Here is a 22,802-nt window from a genome sequence, read left to right on the forward strand (position 1 = left end):
CACTTCAGTCGCGGCGCGCCAGGAGCCGGTAGGCGTTGGACAGACCCAGCCGGTGCGACAGGCGTTTGACCACGAACCGGTCCAGCAGGGTCGCCAGAATCAGGAAGGGCACGCCGGCGATCGCCATCGCGGTGCGCAGCGTCCGCTGCCGGCGGTTCGGCGGTTTCGGCAGCCACGGCAGGTCCTCGCGTGGCGCGGCCGCGTCGATGGCCAGCCACGTAGCGGCCAGGAGGTCGACCGGGTCGTGCGGTTCGGCGTGCTGTTCCGCCACCACCGTGAAGCCGAGGTCGGTCAGTCTGCGCCGCAGGTTCTCGACCGGGACGAGGTGCAGGTGCTGCGGCTGGAGCCAGGGCAGCCACCAGCGGCCGAGGAGGCGGGCATAGCGGCTGTCGGGGTCGGGGACCTCGATGAGCAGATGGCCGCCGGGGCGTATCACCCGGTGCGCGGCCGCCAGTTCGCGGGCGGGCTCCGTGCTGTGCTCCAGGTAGTGGAACATGCTCACCACGTCGTAGTGGCCGGCGAGTTCCGGGGCCAGGTCGGGAAAGCTGCCGCGGTAGCCCCGCTCCACCCGTCCTGCGCGCTCGGCGAGTTCGGCGCCGTCGGTGAAGTCGAGCCCGTCGAAGGTCGTGCCGGGGTGAACGGTCCGCGCCGACTCGCAGAAGTGGCCGTGGCCGGTGCCGACGTCCAGCCAGTTCTTGGGCGCCGCGGCGAACGGCAGCAGGGACTCCGCGCGCTGCCGGTACATCGCGGTCCGGCCCCCGAAGGTGTTGCCGAGCTGCTTCTCCCCCAGACCGTCGTAGAAGTCGCGGTAGTAGAACTCCAGCCCCTCGGCGCTCAGTCGGGGGTTCTGGAAGGTGTGCCGGCAGTCCTGGCAACGGTCGAGGACGAAGCGGCCCGGCTTGTGCTGGAGCAGGTCGGTGGTGCGCAGCCTCGTCTTCAGCCGCGCCGAGCCGCACCAGGGGCAGTCGGCGCGCCGGGCTTCGAAGAAGCGGTCCAGGCCACTCGCCAGGTCGGCCTGGTAGCGGGGGCGCAGCGCGGCGACCTGCTCGGCGCGACTACGACTCGGCGTCGGCTCGCTGTCCGTGGCCTGCTCGGCCCGACTCGGGGCCCGCTCGCCACCCGTCCCTCGTGGTTCCTGCACTTCGTCGCTCATGGGGCCTCCTTGGCGGGCGCGCCGATGGCCAGTTCTTCGAGGTGAGTGGCTGCCGCGCCGGCACCACCCGCGGCACGGAACGCGGTTCGGATCCGCTCGGCGGCGGAGCGGTAGCCGGGTTCGTGGAGTACGGCGTCGATCGCCGCGCCGAGCTTAGGGGCGGTGACCCGCCCGAACCTGACCCGGACGCCGGCGCCCGCGTCGACCACCTGCCCGGCCACGACGGGCTGGTCGTCGCGGATGGGGGCCACCACGAGGGGGACGCCGTGCCACAGCGCCTCGCAGACGGTGTTGTGCCCCGCGTGGCAGACGACCGCGTCGACCTGTTCGAGGAGCGGGAGTTGAGGGACCACGGACCGGATCAGTACGTCCTTGTCGTCCATGTCATTCAGGTCGTCCATGTCGTCCATCTCGTCCAGGTCCGCGTGCGCGCCGAGCACGTTCGCGGGATCGACGATCACCGCCTGCACCCGGTCCGCGCGGCAGCGCAGGGCGTCACGGCACTCGGCGAGGAAGCGGGCCCCGACATCGGTGTTGGCGGTGCCGAGGGTCACGAGCACCGTGGCACGGGCGGGGTCGAGCCAGCTCCAGGGGAAGTCGGCCGAGTCCGGCCGGGTCGCCATCGAGGGACCGACCCAGCGGATCCGGTCGCCCGCCTCCGCCTCCGCACCAGCCCCAGTCCCGGTCCCGGTCCCGGCTCCGGCTCCGGCCAGCTCCGGCGTGCTGAACGCGAGCACCAGACGCGGGGAGAACCGTGGATCGGCCGTGCCCGACGGATCACCGATACGGCCTCGCAGCTCGTGCAGCAGCGTGTCGAGCCAGTCCGCGACCTTGGGCATGCCCGCCAGCGCGTCGGCGAAGGTGAATTCGGCGGAGGTGGTGGACGAGGTGGCCCACGGCACGCGCAGCCGCTCGGCGACCAGCCCTCCGGCGAAGGCCTGCTGATCGGCGACGACGACATCGGGACCGAACTCCCCGATGGCCGCCCGCACTCCGGGGGCCATCGCCTCGGCCAGCGGCACCAGGAACCGTTCCCACAGGAACTTCAGCGCCTCCGGGCCCCGGAGGTCCGCCGGCCGCACTCCGTCCTCCCCTGTCAGGACCGGTCCCGCGCACGGGAACACCACCGCCTCGTCCCCCGCGAGCCGCCGGACGAGCCCGGGATCGGCGGACGCCCAGGCCACCCGGTGTCCCCGCGCGGTCAGTTCCGCCGCGACACCAACCGTCGGGTTGATGTGGCCGACCAGCGGCGGCACGACGAACAGGAACCCGCTCACCGGCCCTCGACCCTCGCGAGCTCGGCCACGCCCCGCGCCGCCACGCCCCGCTCCGCCACGCCCCGCTCCGCCAGGCCCTGCTTGTCCGTCCACTCGCCGATCATGGTGAGGATGTGGTTGCCGACCGTCCCCGGCGCCTCGACGAGCACGGAGTGCTCGTGCCCCGGCACTACGACGGTCCGGCAGTCGGGCAGCAGCGACTCCAGCCACGGTGCCCGCTCGACGAGGGCCGACTCGCCACCGTAGAGAGCGAGTACCGGGCAGCGTACGGACCGGATCTGATCCTCCGTCAGCACCCTACTCAACGGTATGTCCCGGGCGAGCGTGGTCTCGCGGGCCAGGCGGGCCGCGCCCTTCGCCAGGCGGGCGGTGTTCTGGCTGCGGTTCGCGGTGATCCAGGCCAGCGCGGCGGCCTCGTTGTGCGCCAGCTCGGTCAGCACCTGCTGCAGCACCCCGTCCATGGTCGCCGCCCATGCCCCGGTCGCCGGCTCCGACTCGATCAAGGTGACACCGGCCGCCCGCTCCGGATGTCGGGCCGCGTGGCCGAATGCGACGCTCCCGCCGAAGGAGTTGCCGACCAGTTGGACCGGTCCCGTCACCTCCAGCCGGTCGAGCAGTGCCTCCAGGTCGTCGAGATGGTCGTCGAGGCGGTAGCCGCTCTCCGGGCGCTCGCTGCGGCCGTGGCCGCGCAGGTCATACATGATCACGTCGATGCCGGACACCGCGAACACCGGTGCCAGGGTGAAGTAGTAGCTGGCCAGGCTGTCGGTGAGCAGACCGTGGACGAGAACCGCGGTCGCGGTAACGGGACGCCCTGCCTTGGGGGTCATCCGCTGGACGTGCAGCCGGACGTCGCCGGTGTCGACCATCGCCATGGCTCAGGCCACCTCCGCCGCTTCGAGGCTCTTCACGACGTGCTCGACGAGCCTGCCGACGGTGAGTTCGATGATCTCGTCGAACTCCATACCGGCCAGGAACTCGGCGAAGTTCACCCGGTCCCCGTACCGCTCCTCCAGGAGGCCCGCCAGGGTCACCAGGTCGATGCTCTCCAGTTCCAGATCACGGTTGAACGTGGTCTCCATGCGCACCTCGACGTCGTCGAGGCCGTACTCGTCGAGGAGGATCGCGAGCATGCCGGTGAGGTCGGCGAGGACCGACTCCTCGTCCGCGCGCACGCGTTCGCCGTCGGTCGCGCCGGTCGGCTGACTCGGGTTCATCGATCGCTCTCCTCTTGATCCGTCGGTTCTTGGTCCGTCGGTTCCTGGTCCGTCGGTTCCTGGTCCGTCGGTCCGGTCGTCCAGGCCACGACGTAGTCCCTGTCCGGCAGTCCCGGCGGATTGCCGGTCCGCTCGCAGTGCACGGTGTACTCGCGTTCAAGGCGCCCCGAGACCAACAGCCGGTCTCCGGCGGCTCCGGGGTCCCCGGCATCTCCTGCCGCCGCCGCGAGCACGGTGAAGTCCCGGGGGCGTCCGCGGAAGCCGGTGCCCTCCGCCTTGGCGACCGCTTCCTTGGCCGCCCAGAACCGGGTGAACCACAGCGCCTCCGATTCGCCGGTGGCGGCACATCGGGCGCTCAGCAGCCTCAACTCGTCCTCGCCGAGGGCGACGGCGAGGGTCTGCGCGTCCCTCTCGACGACCTCTTCGATGTCGATGCCCGGCCCCGGCTCGGGCCGGTGCGGCCGAACGATCGCGACCCCGGCCTCCGCGCGGTGGGCCAGCGAGATGTCCAGCGGGGGCAGGGTCCGGCCGTGCAGCCCGGTGACGTACGGCCGCCCCGACTCGTCGTTGCGCACCCGGATCTCGGCCGGGAAGACCGGTCCTTCGCCGTGGTCCCACAGCCACTGCCGTACGGCGTCCTTGGCGGCGATCCGTCCGAGCAGCCACTGTCTGCGGCCCCGGGGAGCATGCCGCTCGTACTCCGAACGCTCCGCGCCGCTGAGGGAGTTGCGCATGATCAGGTCACGCGAGGCGAGGTCGGGCCAGCGCTCGTGAAGCAGGGACCAGCCACCGGGCCGCGCCTGGGAGAGGGTGTTGCGCTCGGGGAACCGCTCCACGGGCCTGGTCTGCGGGTCGTTGTCGAAACGGCGGTCCTGCCAGCCTCTGATCTCCGCCCAGACCTCGCCCGCGACGACCAGTTGGATGTCCGCTTCGAGCACGGTGTCGGTGAGGGAGGTGATCCTCACCAGGCAGTCCACGTCGGTCCCGGGGCGCGGGTGCGGCCCGTAGAACCGCATGTGCCGCATCTGGACGGGGAACACGACGGTCCGTTCCGTACGGGTCGCCATGATCCAGTAGCCGAGGATCTGGCCCACGTTGTCGAGCAGCGCGCCGGGGGCCGACGGGGTGGTGATCACGCCTCGTACGTGACGGTCGCCGATCGCGGTGAGTTCGGTGACCCCTTGGAAGGCTGGTCCGTGGAACATCCAGCGCTCGTCGTAGAGCTGGGCCGCGGTGTGGTCGGGGGCTCGTTCGGAGGCGGGATCCGTACGCCACGGGGTCGGGGACGTCTCCGGATGGCGGCGCGCCAGCTCGACCACCGCACGGGCCCGTGGGCCGAAGGAGACCGCCAGGCGGCCGGGGCCGTCGGGGACGGCGGTGACCGGTATTTCGACGGCCGGGGTGGCGGTGAGCCACTGGTCGAAGCGGGCCCCGTGCACGGCGACCGCGCGCATGCCGGGGGCCGCGCGCTCCGCCGCCTCCATGATGTGGTGCACGATCGTGGTCGCGGGCACGACCGGCCAGCGGTCGGCCACGTCGGGCCAGCCGGGCCGCTGCGGGAAGAAGCAGTGGTCCAGGAGATACGGCATCGCTTCCGGGGACACGGGGACGACGGTGCGCCACTCCTGTCCGGGTTGCCCGGCAGCGGGTGGCCCTGCGGTAGGGGGCTCTGCGGCAGAGGGCCCTGCGGTAGAGGGCACGGGGGCTGGGGCGGTCGCAGGGGCCCGGGTGGGAGAAGGCCCCGGGGCGGAGGCAGGGGAATGGACCGTCGCGGGGCCTGAGGGGCGGCTGCCTGCCGTGATCAGTGCGGCGGCCGTGTCAGCCGTGTCCCGCAACAGCGCGCTCAGTTCGGCGGCGACCGGCATGCGCGCGGCGAGCGCGTCCAGTGGCGACGGGACCGGGGCGACCGCCGTGGGGACGGCCTCGCTCGGGGCGGGGATGCCTGTCCCGGCGGGGCCCCGCCGCCTGAGCGGAACGGCGGCCGAAGGCCGGGGGCGCAGCTCGGCACGCAGCTGTGCAAGAGCGGGGCCGTCGAGTGAGATGAGCGCCCCGCCGAGGTCGAGGCGGACGGTCGGCCGGTCCACCCGCGCAGGGCGTGTCGGGCCAACGGCACCCGCCGGGCGAGAGGAGGAAGCAGTGGAACGTACGGACGGCGGCAGCGCGGGAGTGACCGCCGCGCCCGCGGTCCACAGCGCCGTCGCCACGCGTCGGAGCTGGGCCAGGCCGCTGCGGTGGGGCGAGTTGGCCGCCACGACCAGGTGATCGCGCCCGCTCAGCGTGTCTCCGACGAGTGAGCCGAGCTGCCCGGTGCCGACCTGGACGAAGGCGCGATGGCCCGCCGCGTACATGGCCTCGATCAACTGCTGGAAGCGGACCGGCTCCAGCAGGTGTCTGACGAACAGGTCGCGTACGGCGGTCTCGTCGGCGGGGAACGGCGCCGCGGTCGTTCCCGACCACAGGGGCACGGTCGGCGGATGCAGCCGGAAACGGTTCGCCGCTTCCTCGATGGGCGCGAGGTAGGGCTTCAGCATCGGTGTGTGGAAGCCGGACCGGAAGGGCAGCACCTGGCTGAGCACGCCCTGGGCGCGGAAGGCGCGTACGAACTCCTCCACCGCCTCGTGGGGTCCGCAGACCATCGACTGGTTCGGCGCGTTGTCGTGGGAGAGGACGATTCCGGCGTCCGTCCAACCGTCGTCGAGGGCCTCAAGGACGCGCCCGGCGGGGGCTCCTAGAGCGGCGAAGGACAGGCCCGGGACGGTCAGCGCGTCGGGGTCGAACGACTCCATGAAGTCGCTCACCTCGTCCCCGGCGTACATCCCCGCGGCCATCATCGCCGTCCACTCGCCGACACTGTGCCCGGCCACCGCGTCCGGGACGACGCCCATGCGGCGCAGAGCGCCGTCGAGGAGCCGACCGACGCCGACGACACCGAATCCGTGCCGGCCCACGTCCGAGACCCTGGTCTTCGCCCCGTTCGGCGTGGGTCCCGGGACGACGGGAAGGCCGAAGTGGGCGGCGACGTCGTCGACTTGGGGTTCGAAGTCGCCTTCGAGTCCCGGGAAGAGGAAGGCCAGCCTGCCGCTCCCGTTCTCGTCCTCGCCACCGCCGCCGAGCAGTGGACTCGGCGTGAACCAGACGTCGCTGCGGCCGTGCCAGGCGCGCCCCTTGGCGACCGCCCGGCGGGCCAGGGTGAGCCGCTTGGCGGTCGGGGCGACGACGCCGAGCCGGGCCCGGCCCGCGTCCGGGTATGCCCGGCCGGGGTCGAGACCGGCCGCGAGCAGGGCCGAGTCGTCGGCCTCCAGCAGAGCCGCGAGGCGCTCGGGGCTGTCGGCGGCGAGCAGGAGCACCTGCTCCGACTCGGTGACGGAAACCGTGACGGTGCCGGTGCCGGTGCCTGTGCCGGTGCCTGTGCCTGTGCCGGTGCCTGTGCCTGTGCCTGTGCCTGTGCCTGCGGCTGCGGCTGCGGCTGCGAGGGCCCGGGAAGGGGACGGGCGCGGGGACGGGCGCGGGGATGCGGACGACGAAGGCGGGGAAGCGGTCGCCGTGTGCCGGGTGGCCCGTGCGTCGGGCGCCTGTTCAAGCACTACATGGGCGTTGATCCCGCCGAAGCCGAACGCGTTGACGGCCGCCCGGCGCACCGGGCGCTCGGGACTCGTCTCCCAGGGCGTCGCCGTCTCCAGCGGGCGGAAACGGGTGGCCGCGAGGGCGGGGTGCGGGTCGTCGCAGTGGAGCGTCGGCAGGAGCATCCCGTGGTGGACGGCGAGGGCTGCCTTCACCAGGCCGGCCACTCCGGCGGCGGGCATGGTGTGGCCGATCATCGACTTCACCGAACCAATCACCGCGGGGTCACCGATCGCAGCGGGGCCGAACACCTCGGCCAGGGTGGCGAGTTCGGCCGCGTCGCCCGCCGGGGTCGCGGTGCCGTGGGCCTCCAGGAGGCCGATGGATCCTGGCCGGGCGGGATCGAGGCCCGCCGCTTGCCAGGCCTGGCGTACGGCGTGGGCCTGGCCGCCGGGGTCGGGGTTCACGAGACCGGCGGCGCGGCCGTCGCTGGCCACGCCGGTGCCCCGGATGACCGCGTAGATCCGGTCGCCGTCGCGTTCGGCGTCCGCCAGTCGCTTGAGTGCCACCACGCCGGTTCCCTCGCCGATCAGGATGCCGTCGGCGTCGCGGTGGAAGGGACGGATCCGCTGGCTCGGGGAGAGCGCGCGGAGTTGGGAGAAGACGCTCCAGAGCGTGATGTCGTGGCAGTGGTGCACTCCCCCGGCGAGCATCAAGTCGCAGCGCCCGGAGGCGAGTTCGCTCACCGCCTGGTCGACGGCGACCAGCGAGGACGCGCAGGCCGCGTCCACGGTGTAGGCGGGGCCACGCAGATCGAGGCGGTTGGCGACGCGCGAGGCCGCGAGGTTGGGCACCAGGCCGATGGCCGACTCGGGGCTGTCGGGCCCGAGGCGCTCGGTGAACGCCGCCCGGACCAGGTCGAGTTGACCGGCGTCCAGATCCGGCAGCAACTCGCCGAGCGTACGGACGAGTTGACCGGCGGTACGGACCCTCTGGTCGAGGCGGACCAGACCGGGGGTGAGGTAGCCGCCCCGGCCGAGGACCACGCCGATGCGGTGCCGGTCGGGCAGCCGGTCCTCGCCGCCCGCGTCGGCGAGGGCGGCGGCGGCCACGTTCAGCGCGATGAGCTGATCGGGTTCGGTGCCGGACACCGAGTTCGGCATGATCCCGAACCGGGTGACCTCCACGTCGGCGAGCCCGTCGACGAAGCCGCCGCGCCGGCAGTACACCTGGTCGGCGACGGCCGGTCCGGTCGCGGAATCGGGCCGGTAGTAGTCGGCGTCCCACCGCCCGTCGGGTACGTCGGTGATGGCGTCCGTGCCCGCCAGGAGGTTCCGCCAGTACGCGTCGAGGTCGGCGGCGCCGGGCAACAGCACCGCCATTCCCACGATGGCTACGGGCGACGGAAGTTGACGCTCCCTCAGTTGGTTCGAGCCCAGTTGATTCGAGCCCAGTTGATTCCGGCCCAGTTGATTCCGGCTCAGTTGGTACCGGCTCAGTTGATCCCGATCGGCTTGATCCGTCAGGTCGTTCATGTCACCAGCCCGACGAGGTGTAGACGACGGCTCCGGCCGCCTCGTCGCCCCAGGCGAGTTCACGGAGCAGCGCCGCGGTGCCCTCCTCGGGGTCGATCAGCCTGATCCCGCGCCTGGCGTACTCGCGTCCGAGTTCCGGGGTCACCATTCCGGTGTGACCGCCGGTGGGTGCCCACGGTCCCCAGTGCACGGTCAGGGCACGGTGACCGGTGCGGGCGGCCCAGTCCGCGCCGAGGCTCTGGAGGGCGTCGTTGGCGGCCGCGTAGTCGACCTGGCCGCGGTTGCCGAGCACGGCCGAGATGCTGCCGAACAGGACGGCGAACGCGGGCCCGTTCGGGAACTCCTCCAGCGCTGTCAGCAAGGTCTCCGCGCCGCTCGTCTTCGTGTCGTACACGCGCTGGAACGACTCGGCGGTCTTGTCGGCGATCAGCCGGTCCTCGATCACTCCGGCCGCGTAGACGACACCGTCGAGCCGGCCGTGCTCGGCGTGGATCTCCTTCACCGCCTGGAGCGCGGCGTCCGGCTCCCGGAAGTCCACGCAGTGGTAGCGGGCCGTACTGCCGAGAGCCGCGAGCTCCGCCAGGGTGGCGGTGATCTCCCGCTGGGCCAGGACGAGTTCGGCTTCGCGGTTGATGTCGGCGGGCGTCACTCCGCCGGCCGCGCGGGCGGCGATTGCCGTACGCAGCGCGGCGCGGTCCGCAGCGACGGCGATGGCCGGATCCTCGGTTCCGGTCGGCGCCGGAGTCCTGCCGAGCAGTTCGATACGGCACCGGGAGGCCGCGGCGAGCGCGGCGGCGAAGGTCGCGGTGATGCCGCGCGCCCCGCCGACCAGCAGCACCACGGAGTCCCGGTCGAGGCCGATGGCGGCGGCCTCGGCGGCTCCGTCACCCGCCGGGCCGGCGCCGGTGGTGCCGAGGGTGCCCAACGGAGTCTCCACGAGGTCGAGTCCGTGGCGACCGGCTGCCGTTCGCAGGACGACCGGGGCCGGGTCGGGCGCGAGCAGTTCGGCGACCAGCGCGTCGGCGACGGCGGTCGGCGTCGTGTCTTCGAGGTCGACGACTCGCGCGACGGTCTCCGGGTACTCGCGTGCGACCGTACGGAACAGGCCGTGCAGCCCTGCCGACCGGAGGCCCGGGAAGTCACCGTCGGCGGCCCGGGCGGCGAGCAGCCAGCGCGGGCCGCGGCGCAGGGCGGCCTGGAACACGGGGAAGGCGTGGGGCAGTACCGGCGACGAGGAATCGGCGAGGGAGCCGAGGTACAGGACCCCGTCCACCCGGCCGTCCGCCTCGGTGAGCAGGTGCTCCGGGCCGAGGGTCACGGCGTCGGCTCCGTGCCCCGAGAGCCGGGCACGGACCTCCCGGGACACGTCCTCGCTCTCGTCGCCGAGAAGGACGAACCGCTTCCCGGCCAGTACGGCGGACGGGTCCGCCGAGCCGTCGCCGTCCTGCAGCTCCAGAAGCCTGGGCCGGAGCTGGAACCGTTTCGGCGCCTCGCCAGTGATCTCGACCAGGTCCGGTGTCCTGTCCTGCCCGACGGCCGTGCCGTCCCGTGGCCCCTCCGGCTGCCCGGTCGTACGCGCAGGCGTAGTCGAAGGCGAACTCGAAGCCCCACTCGGATTCGTACCGCCGGACTGTTCGGCAGGCCCCGCGAGGCGCGCGGCGAGCCAGCCCGTCACCGACGCCGCCGTACGGGCCCTCGCCAGGTCCTCCAGTTCCGCGTCGTCCAGCCCGGCGATGTCCACGCCGCCTCCGGCACCCAGGCGCTTGGCCAGTTCACCGGCGATCTCGGCCCGCTTGATGGAGTCGATGCTGAGGTCGGCCTCCAGGTCCAGATCGGGCTCGATCATGTCCACGGGATAGCCGGTGCGCTCGCTGATGATCTCCAGCACGACGGCCAGGACGTCCGCTTCCGTCAGTGCTTCCGTAGCCGCCTCGGTGACAGGAGCCTCGCCGGTGGCAAGCGCGAGTCCCGACTCCGCCTGGGGAGCTGGCTGTTGGGCCACGGAAAGCTCGGCGGCCGGTACAGCCTGCGGATGAGTGCCGACCACTGCGGACGGGACGGGTGCGACGGACGCGGGGATCCACTCCCCCGCCGTGGCGCCGAAGTAGGTCAGCAGCACGTCCCGCTGGGCGGCCACCATCTCCCGGCTGGTGCGCAGGTACTCGACGATCAGCGCGTCCCTGTCGGCCGGGACGCCGTCTCCGTGGTTCGCGTGGCTCGTCGTCACTGTCGTCTCCACAACGCGTCGGGCCGGTGCGAGGGCACCGGGGAGGAGTTCTCCGGCGGCGGTACGGACCAGTTGCCCGTCGACCGTCCAGCCGGGCCGTCTGGGCTCCGGGGTCCGGGTCGCGTCCACGGCGTCGCGTCCCTGGAACAGCCATCCGGTGCGTACCGGCAGCCCCGCCACGGCCAGTTGGGCCAGTGCGTCGAGCCAGCCACGCAGTCCGCTGTCGTGGCGCGGTTCGCACGCGACGGTGCGGTGCGGGCGGTCGCCGAGGATCTGCGTGACCAGCCGGGTGAGTACGGACCCGGGTCCGGCCTCGACGAAGATCCTCGCCCCGGCCTCGTACATGGCCTCGATCTGTGCGACGAAGCCGACGGGGGCGCCGATCTGGGCGGCGAGTTCCGCACGGATCCCGTCGGCGTCGTCGCCGTACGGGGCCGCCGTGCGGTTGGACCACACCGGGAACTCGGGCGGACGCACGGTCCGGTTCGCGAGTGCCTCGGCGAACCGCTCTCCGCCGGCGGCCACCACCGGACTGTGGAAGGCGCAGGCGACGGGGATGCCTTCGGCGCGGTGTCCCGCCGCGCGCAGCAGCCGTACAGCGGTTGCCATCGCCTGCGTCGGTCCGGAAATCACCGTCTGCCGGGGCGAGTTGTGGTTGGCGACGACGACTGTCGCGGGGGCGCCGGTCTCGCGCAGGGCCCGTTCTACGTCTTCGGCACCGGCCGCGACGGCCGCCATGGTTCCCGGGTCCTCGCCGACGGCCGAGAGGATCGCCGCCGCCCGCTCGGCGCTCAGTTCCAGCAGCGCCTCCGGTGTGATCGCGCCCGCGGCACAGAGCGCGACGAGTTCACCGTAGCTGTGTCCGGCCGCCATGTCCGGTCGTACTCCGGCCGCGGTGAGCAGAGCGTGGGCGGCGAGTCCGGCGACGCCGAGCGCGGGCTGGGCGACCCGGGTGTCGGTGATCCCGGCCCGTCGGCGGTCACGGGCGGCCTCGTCGAAGGCGGCGGGCGGGTACAGCGCGTCGGCGTGGTCACGGCCGAGGTGCAGGTAGTGCTGGAGCTCGGGGAAGGCGATGAACACGTCCGCGAGCATCCCGGGCCGCTGACTGCCCTGCCCCGGGAAGAGGAACGCGACCTTGCCGTCGCCCGCCACCGGTCGACGCGAACCGGACGGCGCCTGTCCCACATCCGCCTGTCCCGCGTCCGCTTGCGCCACGTCCACCCGCACCACGTCCGCCTGCGCCACGTCGGCCCGCGCAACATCCGCCTGCGCCACGTCGGCCCGCATAGCGTCCACCCGCACCTGCTCGCCCCCGCCGGCCGGCGCTCGTCCGGGCTCCGCGAGGTGGATGCCTGCGGCCGGATCGTGCTCGCCCGCCAGGGCCCGGCGCAGTCGGACGATCAGCCCGTCGACGTCGGTCGCGACGACGGCCACCTGGACCGGTTCGTGGCGGGCGTCGGCACGGCGGGACGCGCTGAGCGCGAGGTCGCGCAGGCGCCACGGGCGGCCTTCGGTCTCGGCGGCCTTGAGTACGTCCTCGATGGCTCGCCGGGCGGCCGCCGGATCCGTACCGCGGAAGGTGAGCAGCTCGGCGGGCCAGCTGTCCAGGCCGTGGGCGGGTGGTTCGGCCGCCGTGTGGGCGCTGAGCACCACATGGAAGTTGGTCCCGCCGAAGCCGAACGCACTGAGTCCGGCGACGCGTTCCTCCGCCGGGGCCGCCCAGGGCCGTGGCCGCGCGTGGAAGACGAACGGGCTGGTCTCCTCCCGCCACGCCGGGTTCGGCCGCTTCATGTGCAGGGTGGGCGGCTTGACTCCCGTGTAGAGGGACAGCGCGGTCTTGATCAGACCCGCGAGACCGGCGGCGCACTTGGTGTGCCCGATCTGCGACTTGACCGAACCGAGCGCGCAGCCCCCGGCCTTGGCCCCGGCCTCGGTGAACACCTCGCTGAGTATGGTCAGTTCGGTACGGTCCCCGACCACGGTCCCGGTGCCATGGGCCTCGACCAGGCCGACGTCAGAGGGTGAGATCCCCGCGTTGCGGTAGGCCCGCTCCAGCGCGGCGCGCTGGCCCTCGGGGCGGGGCGCGGTGAGTCCGAGCGAGCGGCCGTCGCTGGAGCTGCCGACTCCCTTGATCACGCCGTAGATCCGGTCGCCGTCGCGTTCGGCGTCCGCGAGCCGCTTGAGCACGACACAGGCGATGCCCTCGCCGAGGGCGATCCCGTCCGCCGAACTGTCGAAGGCCCTCGACCGACCGGTCGGGGAGAGCGCGTGCACGGAGGAGAAGAGAACGTAGTCGTTGATGCCGTTGTGCAGATCGGCGCCCCCGCACAGCACGACGTCACTCGTACCGCCGACGAGTTCCTTGCACGCCACGTCGACGGCCGCCAACGACGACGCACACGCCGCGTCGACGGTGTAGTTGGCGCCGCCCAGGTCCAGCCTGTTGGCGATCCGCCCCGAGATGACGTTGGCGAGCATGCCGGGGAAGGAGTCCTCGGTGAGCCGGGGCAGTTGCCCGTCCAGGCCCTCGGGAACCTCCCCGTAGTAGGACGGAAGGACGGCTCGCAGGGTGGCGGCGTTGGAGAGGTCGCTGCCCGCTTCGGCGCCGAAGACCACGGAGGTCCGTGACCGGTCGAAGCCCCGGCCGCGCTCCCCGTATCCGGCGTCCTCCAGTGCCCGCCGTGCGGCCTCCAGAGCCAGCAGTTGTACGGGCTCGATGCTGCCCAACGACGTGGGCGGGATGCCGTAGCGCAGCGGGTCGAAGGGGATGCGCGGCAGGAAGCCGCCCCATTTGGACGGGGTGGCGCCGTCGGCGTCCTCCGAGTAGTGCACGGCGGGGTCCCAGCGGTCGGCGGGGACCTCACCGACGCCGTCGTGGCCGCCGAGGATGTTCGCCCAGTAGGCGGCGAGGTCGGGGGCCCCCGGGAACATGCAGGCCATGCCGACCACGGCCACGTCCAGCGGCTCGGGCGCCGCGGGCTCTTCCGCCGTGTCCATCCCGAGGCGCTCCCGGAGGAGAGCCGTGCGGGCGGCGAGGAACCCTGCCGCGCCGGTGGTGACCGAGCCGTGCAGCGCGCTGATCGTCGTGGTCGCCGAGCGCAGAACGGCCACTTCTCCGGCCATGAACATGCCCTCGGAGAGCTGGCGTTCCTCGGCCACGGCGGCCAGCTCACCGGTGGCGTCCCGCTCGATCCCCTTGCTGGCGATGCGCAGCCGCCCGACGTTGAGCCGTTCCAGTTCCTCCCAGATCCGCCGCTCGGGCACGCCGCGCTCGCGCAGCTCCGCCTCGAACTCCCGGTAGTTCTCGCTGAACGGGCTGGGCACACAGCGGGTGGCGTGGCCGGGTGCCGTCTCCAGCAGCGCTGTGCGGGTGGCGGCCATGACCTGCCGCTGGAAGAGCGGCTGGACCGCTCCACACCCCACCGCTTCGTCGGTGAACAGGTAGGCGGTTCCCATGAGGACGCCGACGGCGGCCCCCCGCGCTGTCAGTGGAGCGGCGAGCGCGGCAACCATCGCCGACGAGCGCTCGTCGTGGACACCGCCCGCGAACAACACCTCGACGCGTTCGGCCGTTTCGGCGTCCGCCCCGTCCAAATAGTCTTCCAGCACGGCGAGTTGGGCCTCCCACAGGGGGAAGCTCGCGCGCGGTCCGACGTGGCCGCCGCATTCGGAGCCCTCGAAGACGAAGCGGCGGGCTCCGGCGTCGAGGAACTGGCGGAGCAGTCCCGGCGAGGGCACGTGCAGGAAGGTGCTGATCCCGGCCCGCTCCAGCGCCTCGGCCTGGGACGGCCGGCCGCCCGCGATGATCGCGTGCGTGGGCCCCAGCTCCCGTACGGCTTCGAGCTGGGCGTTCCTGGTCTCCTCGGGTGCGAAGCCGAGCACGCCGACACCCCAGGGCCGGCCGGCCACAGCGGCGCGGGTCTCCTCCAGAACGGTTCGCGCCTGCTCGCCGCTCGCGAGGGCCAGCGCGATGAACGGCAGGGCCCCGTCCCCGGCGACGGCGGCGGCGAACCGCGCCTGGTCGCTGACCCGGGTCATCGGCCCCTGGGCGACGGGCACGCGTGTGCCGAGCGCCCGGCTCATCGGGGAGCCGGGGCGCAGCGCCCCGGCCGGCCCGTCGTCGCGTACGGCGTCCCGTACGGAGTCGGTCAGGGCGCGGACCGTCCGGCCCGCATTGCCCCAGCGCTCGGCGAAGCGGGCGGCGAGGAAGCCGTCCTGACCGACCGGCAGGAGCTGGGTACGCGGATCCTGGGCGCCGAGCATTCCCGACACGAGCAGCGGATCGTCGGCCGGGACGCGCGGGGCGTCCGGTCCCCGGCGGTGCAGGACCCGGTGCCCGCCCACCACGACTGTCTCCGAACCGTCCATGGACCGCAGTGCCGCGGCCGCCGGCTCCGGAAGCCTCGCCTCGGCGAGCAGCGCGAGCTGGCTGTCCAGGACCACGCCGGCCGCCCCACCGGCCACGGCGGCCGCTGCCGTACGGGGGCCGATGCCGCCGCAGGCCCAGACGGGGAGGTCCACTCCGGGCTCGGCGAGCAGGTGCTGGAGCAGGACGAAGGTGCTGAGTTCCCCGGTCCTGCCGCCGCTCTCGCTGCCGCGGGCGATCAGGCCGTGCGCTCCGGCGCGGACCGCCGCCAGAGCCTGCTCCAGGTCCGTGACCTCCACCAGCACTCGGTACGTCGCGGTGACCTCGTCGATCTGCCATGGCGAATCCGCGCCGAGGACGACGGTATGGAGGCCACCGTCCTCGCGCTTTCCCGGCTTTCCGCTCTTCTTTCCAGGCGCGAATTCTCCGGGTTCGAGTTTCCCGGGGCCGAGTTCTCCGGGACCGACTTCTGCAGGAGCGAGTTCTCCGGGAGCGATCCGGCAGTGCGCTGCGACCCGCACTCCGAACGGCCCGGGCGCCCAGCGCCGGAGGGATGCCAGCGCTTCTCTGGCTCTTCGGTCACCGACCCCCAGGTCAAGTATCCCGAGGCCGCCCGCACGGCTGACGGCGGCGGCAAGCCTGGCTTCGGGTTCACCGAACGGGGTGATTCCAACGATCATGTCTTCGGCGCGCACAGCAGACGTCATGATTCTCCGAAATAATCGGTGAGACTGCACGGTGGGGGGTGCCTGGAGACGACGAATTGGCCCACGCGGACATACACCGTTTACGCGGCGCCGGGGGAACTCCCACGCGAAAACCAACCCGTTGGAAGCTAGCGCCACAGTTACCCGTCGGTCAACGTCGCACCGACCTCCCGCTACGCCGTGGAATCGATCCAGCCAGGCCCGGCCAGGCCCCAAGAACCGAAAACCCGGCCAATTGCAATCAGTCACTACGCTAGCCGGACGACAGCGCCGCAAGTCCGCCAAAAGCAGCGCCATGATTCACCCCTGTGAAACACGGACGGCAGCACAAGGCCACTCTGTAAAATTCACATGTCCGCACGAGAAGTCCCTGCCAGGCCACACGCCGAAGATCCGCTCACGGCGCGATGTCGAGAAACAAATCCCCACACATCTGACTCCATCACGGGACCACCACTCCGGCTCATTCACAGGGATTTCCCTTTTACCCGACCTCGCTCCCCGAACCGCCAGCAGGATTTTACCTCTCCGCAACCGCGAGACGTTTCAGGAATCCCCCTGCCGACACCGGGAGAACGCACTTCGGATCAATCGGTCGAATCACTCTCAGAAACCGATCGCTCCGGACCGGCCACGACAATCCGCCCGTGGACCCGGACGCGCCACGGCCACTCCCCCCTCCCCCACCCCCACCCGCACCCCGACTGTGATCTACACCGCAGAGGCAACCCCGCCGCCGACACCGACGTCTTGATCGACAACGAGGTGGCGCGGCGGCGCCGGTGACCCGTCGACCCAGGACACATGACACATGCCCCAGGGTGGAAAACAGGACACTATACACATCACGTATACACACCGTGTATACGCATGGAAAGTCAGGTCCGCCGCCGCCCCGTCCGAGCAACGGCAGACCGAAAGGCACGCATGTACGGCAAGGCATTCGCACCCGAGTACCAAGGTGCGCTCACCACACTGTCCGTGAACTCCTCCCTGGTCGACGTACTGGCCGCGGGCACCGAGCAGCTGCGCGCCGCTGAGCGCGCCGGAGCACAGGGAGAGGTGGCGCGCTCCGGTCTCGCGGTCGCGGAAGCGCATCGGCGGCTGGGGCAGGTGGGCGACGCCGACCGCGCGTGGAAGGCGAGTTACCGCGCGGCCCGGGAGGCCGGGGACACCGCCGCGATGGCATGGGCTCTGTGGAGCGGCGGCACGCTGGCACGCCAGCGCGGCGCGTTCCCGCTCGCCTGGCGGCTGCTGGGGCTCGCGGCCGAGTTCGGCGAGCGCGGGGGCGACATCGTCGTACGCGGCTACTCGCTCGCCGGAATGGCGGAGACGGGCCGGATCCAGGGTGACTACGAGGCGGTCGGCGCGCTGCACGAACAGCTCCTGGCCGAGGCACGCAAGCGCGGCGAGGCACGGCACACCGTGTGGGCCCTGGAGGGCATCGCCCAGATACACCGCAACACCGGCTCGTACGACACGGCGTACGCGATGTTCGAGGAGGCCGCGGAGATCGCCGGGCGGGCCGACGACCGGCGCGGCCACGCGTGGGCGCTGCGGGGTCTGGCCGACATCGTGTCCGTCCGCGACGGGGATGCCGAGCGCGCGCTCGGCCTGCTCGCCGAGGCCGAGGTGACCTGCCGGGAGATGAACCTGTCGAGCGCGCTGGCGTACAACCACAAGATGCGCGGCAACGTCCTTTACCGGGCCGGGCGTTACGCGGAGGCCCGGGACGTCTACACCCAGGCGCTGGCCGAGTTCCGGGCGATGAGCGAGCCCCGCGGTGAGGCGCTGTCCCGGCTCGGCCTCGCCAAGTCCCTCGCCCACCTGGGCCACGACCTCGACGACACGGCCGCCGAACTGGCCGATCTCGCCCAGGTGTTGGAACGCATCGGTCTGCGGCACGCCCGACAGATGGTGGCTCGCGCACAAGCGGAGTTCGGCATCGTGGCGGATACGGACGTCCAGACAGCCGCCGTGCCGGATACGGACGCCCGGACGGCCACCGTGCCGGACGCGGGCCCCCGTACCGGGCCCGGCACGAGCACCGACTCCGACCGGCCGGCAGCGGCGGACACGGATACCCCGGCCGCCACCACGCCGACTACCGACAGTCCGGCCTCCACCCCCGCCTCCACCCTCGCGTCCGCGAATGCCGGCACCCCCTCCACCGCCCCGGCAGGCACGGAGGTTCGGCGATGACGGTGACGAACTCCGCGCTGTATCCGCCCGTCTCGACCACGGCCGATGCCGAGCCGGCCGCGCAACTCCTTGAGCACAGCCGGGCGTTGGTGCGCCCCGCGCTGGCCGAGGCGGTCGGGCGGCTGCACCCGTGGGTGGGTGAGATGGCGGCGTACTCCTTCGGCTGGTGCGAGGCCGGTGGCGCGCCCGCCGCCGCGGCGGGCGGCAAGGGGCTGCGGCAGGCCCTGGCCGTCCTGGGCGCGGAGGCCGCCGGGGCACCCGCGGGCGCGGGAGTGAGCGCGGCCGTCGCGGTGGAGCTGGTGCACACCTTCTCGCTGCTCCACGACGACATCATGGACGGCGACGCCACCCGGCGTGGCCGCCCCACGGTCTGGAAGGCGTACGGCACCGGCTCCGCCGTCCTCGCGGGGGACGCCCTGTTCGCCCTGGCCGTGGAGACCCTGGCGTCCGCGCCCGGCAGCCACGTCCCGTCGGCCGTCCGTCATCTGTCCACCGCGCTCAACGATCTCGTCAGCGGTCAGGCCGACGACCTGCTCTTCGAGTCCCGGCCCTGGACGGGTACGGAGGCCGTCGGCCCCGGCGAGTACCGGGCGATGGCCGAGCACAAGACCGGCGCGTTGCTGGGCTGCGCCACCGCCCTGGGTGCCGTACTCGCCGGTGCCCCGGCGGCGACGGTCACCGCGCTCGACCGCGCCGGCCGTCATCTCGGCGTGGCCTTCCAGGTGATCGACGATCTCCTGGGCATCTGGGGCGACCCCGCCGTCACGGGCAAGCCGGTCCACGCGGACCTGCGTCGGCGCAAGAAGACGTTCCCGGTTCTGGCGGCTCTCGACAACCCGGCCGCCGCCCGCACCCTCGCCCACCTCCTGGAGAGCGCCGAAGAGCTGGACGAGACGACCGCCCGCCGGGCCGCGGCCCTGATCGAGGAGGCCGGTGGCCGGCGCGCCGCACTGGCGGAGGCCCACCGTCACATCGCCCATGTGCACGCGTGCCTCGACAGCCTCCCCACGGCTCCGCACACGGCCGACGATCTGCGTGCGCTGCTGGCTTTCCTCGTACGCCGCGAGATGTGACCAACTCCTTTGTCACACCGGCCTCTTGACGCGGCAGAAAGCCCTTGCCACACTCACCGCCCGCCATAGAAAACGCTTGCTGCGACGCCGTCGCGCGGGCGGCGGACCCCCACACAGGAGAAGAAGACGAGATGGGACGCAGAGCCGCACCTCACCTCATCCCCAACAAGGCCAGTGCCATCCAACCCCCCACGACCGCCGGTGCCCGCGGGAGGCGGGCCGGCGTCACCGTCGCGTGCGTGACCGCCCTCCTCACCGGAGCGGCCCTGCTCACGGCCCCCGCGAGCGCGGCCCCCCGACAGGCGGCGGCCGCGTGCGGCGAGGGTTCGTACCAGGCCGAGGCCGTACTGAACGGCGGCACCTGGACCGCCCGGCGCGGCAGCAGTGTCACGTACACCGGTACGGACATGCGGGCCGCGATGCAGGCAGCCGTCAACAGCCTTACGGCGGGCCGCACTTCGAAGGAACGCGTCGTGGTGCGCGGTTCGGGCGCCATCGCCGCCGGTTCCCGGGTCTCCCTGCCGAGCTACACCGTGCTCGACGTGTGCGGCACCATCAACGTCACCGGTTCGGGCTCCGGCGACCAGGCCCCGGTCTACGCACGCGGCGCCCGGGACATCGAGGTCCAGCATCTGAACCTCACCGGCACCCCGCTGTACGGCGTCTTCATGCGCAACGTCACCAACGTCGTGCTCGGCCAGATCGACATGCGCCTCTCACGCGGTCTCGGCGTACGCATCGACAACCGCGGCGACACCAGCCAGTGGACGCGCAACGTCCGGATCGACAACGTCTACGTCTCCGGGGCGAGCAGCCACGCCGTGGAGACGTACGGGGTCGACGGCCTCACCATCGGCACGGTCACCGCCCGCAATGTGGGCGAGTCCGGTCTCCTGCTGAACCAGACCATCAACGCGACGGTCACAAAGGTCGACGCGGACGGCGCGGGCGCCGGTACGGGTTACGCGGCCTTCCGCATGGCCAACCGCAACGGCCGGATCGGCAGCGGGTACCCGACCAACGTGCGGGTCGGCGAGGTCGTCGCGCGCGGTGGCGGCCGGGGCGTCTTCTGCGTCTCCGAGAGCGGTGGCGCGACGATCGACCGCGTGACCATCTCCGACACGGGCAACAACGCGATCCTGATCGAGAACTGCTACAACGTGAACCTCGCCGCCCAGAGCGGCAGCGTCACGGGCGGCGGCGAGATCTGGCTGGCCGCACGCTCGGAGTTCCCGAACAACTCGGACATCACCGTCCAGAACCTCCGGGTGACCAACTCCTCGATCCGCGAGAGCCCTTGCGGTGACAACACCACGTTCCGCAACAACACCCTGGTCAACAGCACCCAGACCATCTGCTGACGTCCGCCGGGGGCCGCTACGGCAGTCAGTACGGAAGGAGTCGTCCCGAGGGGGTCCTGCGGTCGATCGTCGTGTCGCGCGCGGTGGTCGTGCGGCGGGTGGGACGGATGCGGATCCGGCGGTTCATGGCGGCCTCCTCATTCCTGGTGCCACCAGCCTCCGCGCCGCCGCGGCCCCGCACGTCGTGCCCACGGAGGCATTCGCCCTGGTCCCGTGGGGGCAGTCGCCGGGGACGAGGTACTCCCGCCGAAGGACGGGGGCCCCTACACGCGCCCGCTGACCTGCGTACGGCCGTCAGGGTCGGCGCGGCTCCGGCCCCCAGTAGGACGGTCCTCCGCCGCGCCACTCGATGAGCGGTGACACCGCGGCCTCGTTCTCGTCGAACTCCAGGCCCGCGCGGCGCAGGAACTCGACGACGTCCAGGAGGTTCATGGCGACGCCGATCGGCTCGCCGTGGACCGTCACGCGCCGCCCGCCCTCCTCCTGCGGCGGGTGCATGACCACTACGGGATGTTCCGACATGCCCTCAGCCTCACCCGGACCGCCCGGACGCGCATCCGGGGCGGGCCTTGCCCCGGCCCCCGAATACCCGGGCATTACGTCAAGGCGCACCCCTGCCCCGCACAAAAAGACGTCGGCGTGGGCCTCCCCACGAGGCACACGCCGACGGACCGGGCCGTTCGGTACGCGACGGGTCTACTCGAACGCCCCGACCAGTCCCATGGCGGGGGCCGCGAGGTCGGTCACCTGGTGGAGCTGCTCCAGCTGGTAGAGGCCGTTCAGCTCATTGAGCTTGTCGAGCTGGTCGGAGACCCTCGGCATCTCGGCCTTGTGCTCGGCGGGAAGGTCGCTCACGGCGAGCGAGTCGAGCATCGCGATGGGGTTCACCTTTCCCGTCTCCGGGGTGGTGGCAGCGCTCGCGGACGGTACGGCAAGTCCCGTGACGCCGATGGCGAGGCCAACGGCGGCGACGATACGTCGTGTTGAGGTCATGCCTTCAGGAACGGTGGCGGGCCGCCCACGGACACGGCCGCACCCGGCCCCTCACCCGACAGGCGCATCGGCCCTCCTGCGCTTGCCGTGGCCGCCGCGCCGGAGGAGTCTCGGAGGGAGAGGCCCTCAACGGCCCGCTCCGTACCGGGCCGCGGTCTTCGCCAGTGGTCCACAAGGAGGTCCATCATGGGCACTGCGGCAAGCCCCGGCTTCGACACCGAAGCCCTTCGCCGGGGCATCGAAGGCCAGAACGCGTCGGCGCTCCTGTCGCTGTACGCGGACGACGCGGAGCTGCGCGTCGTCGACCGCAACACCCAGCCCAGCCACCCCAAGGTCATGCACGGCCGCGAGCAGATCAGCGAGATGCTCGAGGACGTCTACAGCCGCGACATGACACACAAGTTGGAACAGTGCGTGATCCAGGGCGACCATGTCGCCTTCACCGAGTCCTGTCAGTACGCGGACGGCACCAGGGTGCTCGCGAACTCGATGATGTCGCTGCGCGACGGCAAGATCGTCGACCAGACGGTGCTGCAGGCATGGGACGAAGAACCGTAAGGGGTATGCCGAGGGTCCGGGTCACGACCCGTCTGACCTGGACCTTTTCGGCTCAGACCCGGCCGGGGCGGCCTCTGCGGCCTCGACCAGCTTCCGGAGCAGGTCGGCGAGTGTCCGCTTCTCTCTTTCTGACAGCACTGAGAGCAGCGCGTTCTCGCCATGTTCTTCGGAGGCCGCGTGCTGCTCGAAGGCGTCGTATCCCGCCGGGGTGAGCCGTACGTGGACCCGGCGGCGGTCCGCCGCGTCGTGCGTACGCGTGATCAGGCCGGCGTCCTCCAGCGGACCGAGCCGTGCCGACAGCGCGCCCCGGGTCAGACCGAGCAGATCGGCGAGCCGTGACGGGCTCGTCTCGTACGGCGGGCCGAGCCTGCGCAGGGTGAGCAGCACCTTGAACTGCCAGTGCCTGAGCCCGTCGGAGTCCAAAGTGTCCCGGCGGGCCTGCGCCGCGTGCCGCGCCAGGATCGCGAGCCGCGCGAAGATCGCCTCCTTGACCGGGTCCATCCAGCCGAGCTCCTTCGACCAGAGCGCGACGTGCCGGTCGACCGAGTCGCCCACCTCTTTTCCTCCCGACG

13 protein-coding genes are annotated in these 22,802 nt (G+C 72.2%); 4 read left to right on the forward strand and 9 right to left on the reverse strand.

Translation table 11 applies throughout. The features are described from left to right. Positions 1–4 precede the first annotated feature (4 nt). From ACIBEI_RS00975 to ACIBEI_RS01000, 6 genes are all read right to left on the reverse strand, one after another. Entirely contained in the window at positions 5–1,153 is a 1,149-nt protein-coding gene (locus tag ACIBEI_RS00975) for a class I SAM-dependent methyltransferase (RefSeq protein WP_398883749.1), read from the reverse strand. Next, entirely contained in the window at positions 1,150–2,430 is a 1,281-nt protein-coding gene (locus tag ACIBEI_RS00980; protein WP_398883750.1) for a glycosyltransferase, read from the reverse strand. Before ACIBEI_RS00980 ends, ACIBEI_RS00975 begins: the two co-directional genes overlap by 4 nt. Then, positions 2,427–3,305 (reverse strand): alpha/beta fold hydrolase, encoded by an 879-nt coding sequence (locus tag ACIBEI_RS00985; RefSeq protein WP_398883752.1) that lies wholly within the window; start codon positions 3,303–3,305, stop codon positions 2,427–2,429. Before ACIBEI_RS00985 ends, ACIBEI_RS00980 begins: the two co-directional genes overlap by 4 nt. Positions 3,306–3,308: 3 nt before the next feature. Then, positions 3,309–3,647, reverse strand: a complete 339-nt coding sequence (locus ACIBEI_RS00990; RefSeq protein ID WP_398883754.1) for an acyl carrier protein — start codon at positions 3,645–3,647, stop codon at positions 3,309–3,311. Then, entirely contained in the window at positions 3,644–8,632 is a 4,989-nt protein-coding gene (locus ACIBEI_RS00995) for a beta-ketoacyl synthase N-terminal-like domain-containing protein (protein ID WP_398885035.1), read from the reverse strand. The genes ACIBEI_RS00990 and ACIBEI_RS00995 overlap by 4 nt, the downstream gene beginning before the upstream one ends. Positions 8,633–8,744: 112 nt before the next feature. Beyond that, a complete protein-coding gene (locus ACIBEI_RS01000) occupies positions 8,745–16,043 on the reverse strand; it encodes an SDR family oxidoreductase (RefSeq protein ID WP_398883756.1) in 7,299 nt (2,432 codons plus the stop codon). Between the two features lie 927 nt (positions 16,044–16,970). Between ACIBEI_RS01000 and ACIBEI_RS01005 the strand changes: the two genes are divergently transcribed. From ACIBEI_RS01005 to ACIBEI_RS01015, 3 genes are all read left to right on the forward strand, one after another. Next, positions 16,971–18,245: a tetratricopeptide repeat protein gene (locus ACIBEI_RS01005; protein ID WP_398885037.1), complete on the forward strand. Its 1,275-nt coding sequence runs from the start codon at positions 16,971–16,973 to the stop codon at positions 18,243–18,245. After that, on the forward strand, positions 18,242–19,318 hold the full coding sequence (locus ACIBEI_RS01010) for a polyprenyl synthetase family protein (RefSeq protein WP_398883758.1): 1,077 nt from the start codon (positions 18,242–18,244) through the stop codon (positions 19,316–19,318). Before ACIBEI_RS01005 ends, ACIBEI_RS01010 begins: the two co-directional genes overlap by 4 nt. 131 nt (positions 19,319–19,449) lie before the next feature. After that, entirely contained in the window at positions 19,450–20,679 is a 1,230-nt protein-coding gene (locus ACIBEI_RS01015; RefSeq protein WP_398883760.1) for a hypothetical protein, read from the forward strand. Positions 20,680–20,973: 294 nt separating this feature from the next. On the opposite strand, the gene ACIBEI_RS01020 is transcribed toward ACIBEI_RS01015, so the two are convergent. Further along, positions 20,974–21,201 (reverse strand): hypothetical protein, encoded by a 228-nt coding sequence (locus tag ACIBEI_RS01020; RefSeq protein ID WP_398883762.1) that lies wholly within the window; start codon positions 21,199–21,201, stop codon positions 20,974–20,976. Between the two features lie 174 nt (positions 21,202–21,375). Continuing rightward, the gene (locus tag ACIBEI_RS01025) at positions 21,376–21,672 is read right to left on the reverse strand and encodes a hypothetical protein (protein ID WP_398883764.1); all 297 of its coding nucleotides are present in this window, start codon (positions 21,670–21,672) and stop codon (positions 21,376–21,378) included. Between the two features lie 186 nt (positions 21,673–21,858). Here ACIBEI_RS01025 and ACIBEI_RS01030 point away from each other — a divergent pair, with 186 nt between their 5' ends. Beyond that, a complete protein-coding gene (locus ACIBEI_RS01030; RefSeq protein WP_398883766.1) occupies positions 21,859–22,230 on the forward strand; it encodes a nuclear transport factor 2 family protein in 372 nt (123 codons plus the stop codon). A gap of 21 nt (positions 22,231–22,251) precedes the next feature. Here the strand turns inward: ACIBEI_RS01030 and ACIBEI_RS01035 are convergent, their stop codons facing one another. Further along, positions 22,252–22,785 (reverse strand): MarR family winged helix-turn-helix transcriptional regulator, encoded by a 534-nt coding sequence (locus ACIBEI_RS01035; RefSeq protein WP_398883768.1) that lies wholly within the window; start codon positions 22,783–22,785, stop codon positions 22,252–22,254. Positions 22,786–22,802 lie beyond the last annotated feature (17 nt).

The sequence above is a fragment of the Streptomyces sp. NPDC050988 genome (assembly GCF_044456225.1).
Lineage (GTDB): Bacteria > Actinomycetota > Actinomycetes > Streptomycetales > Streptomycetaceae > Streptomyces.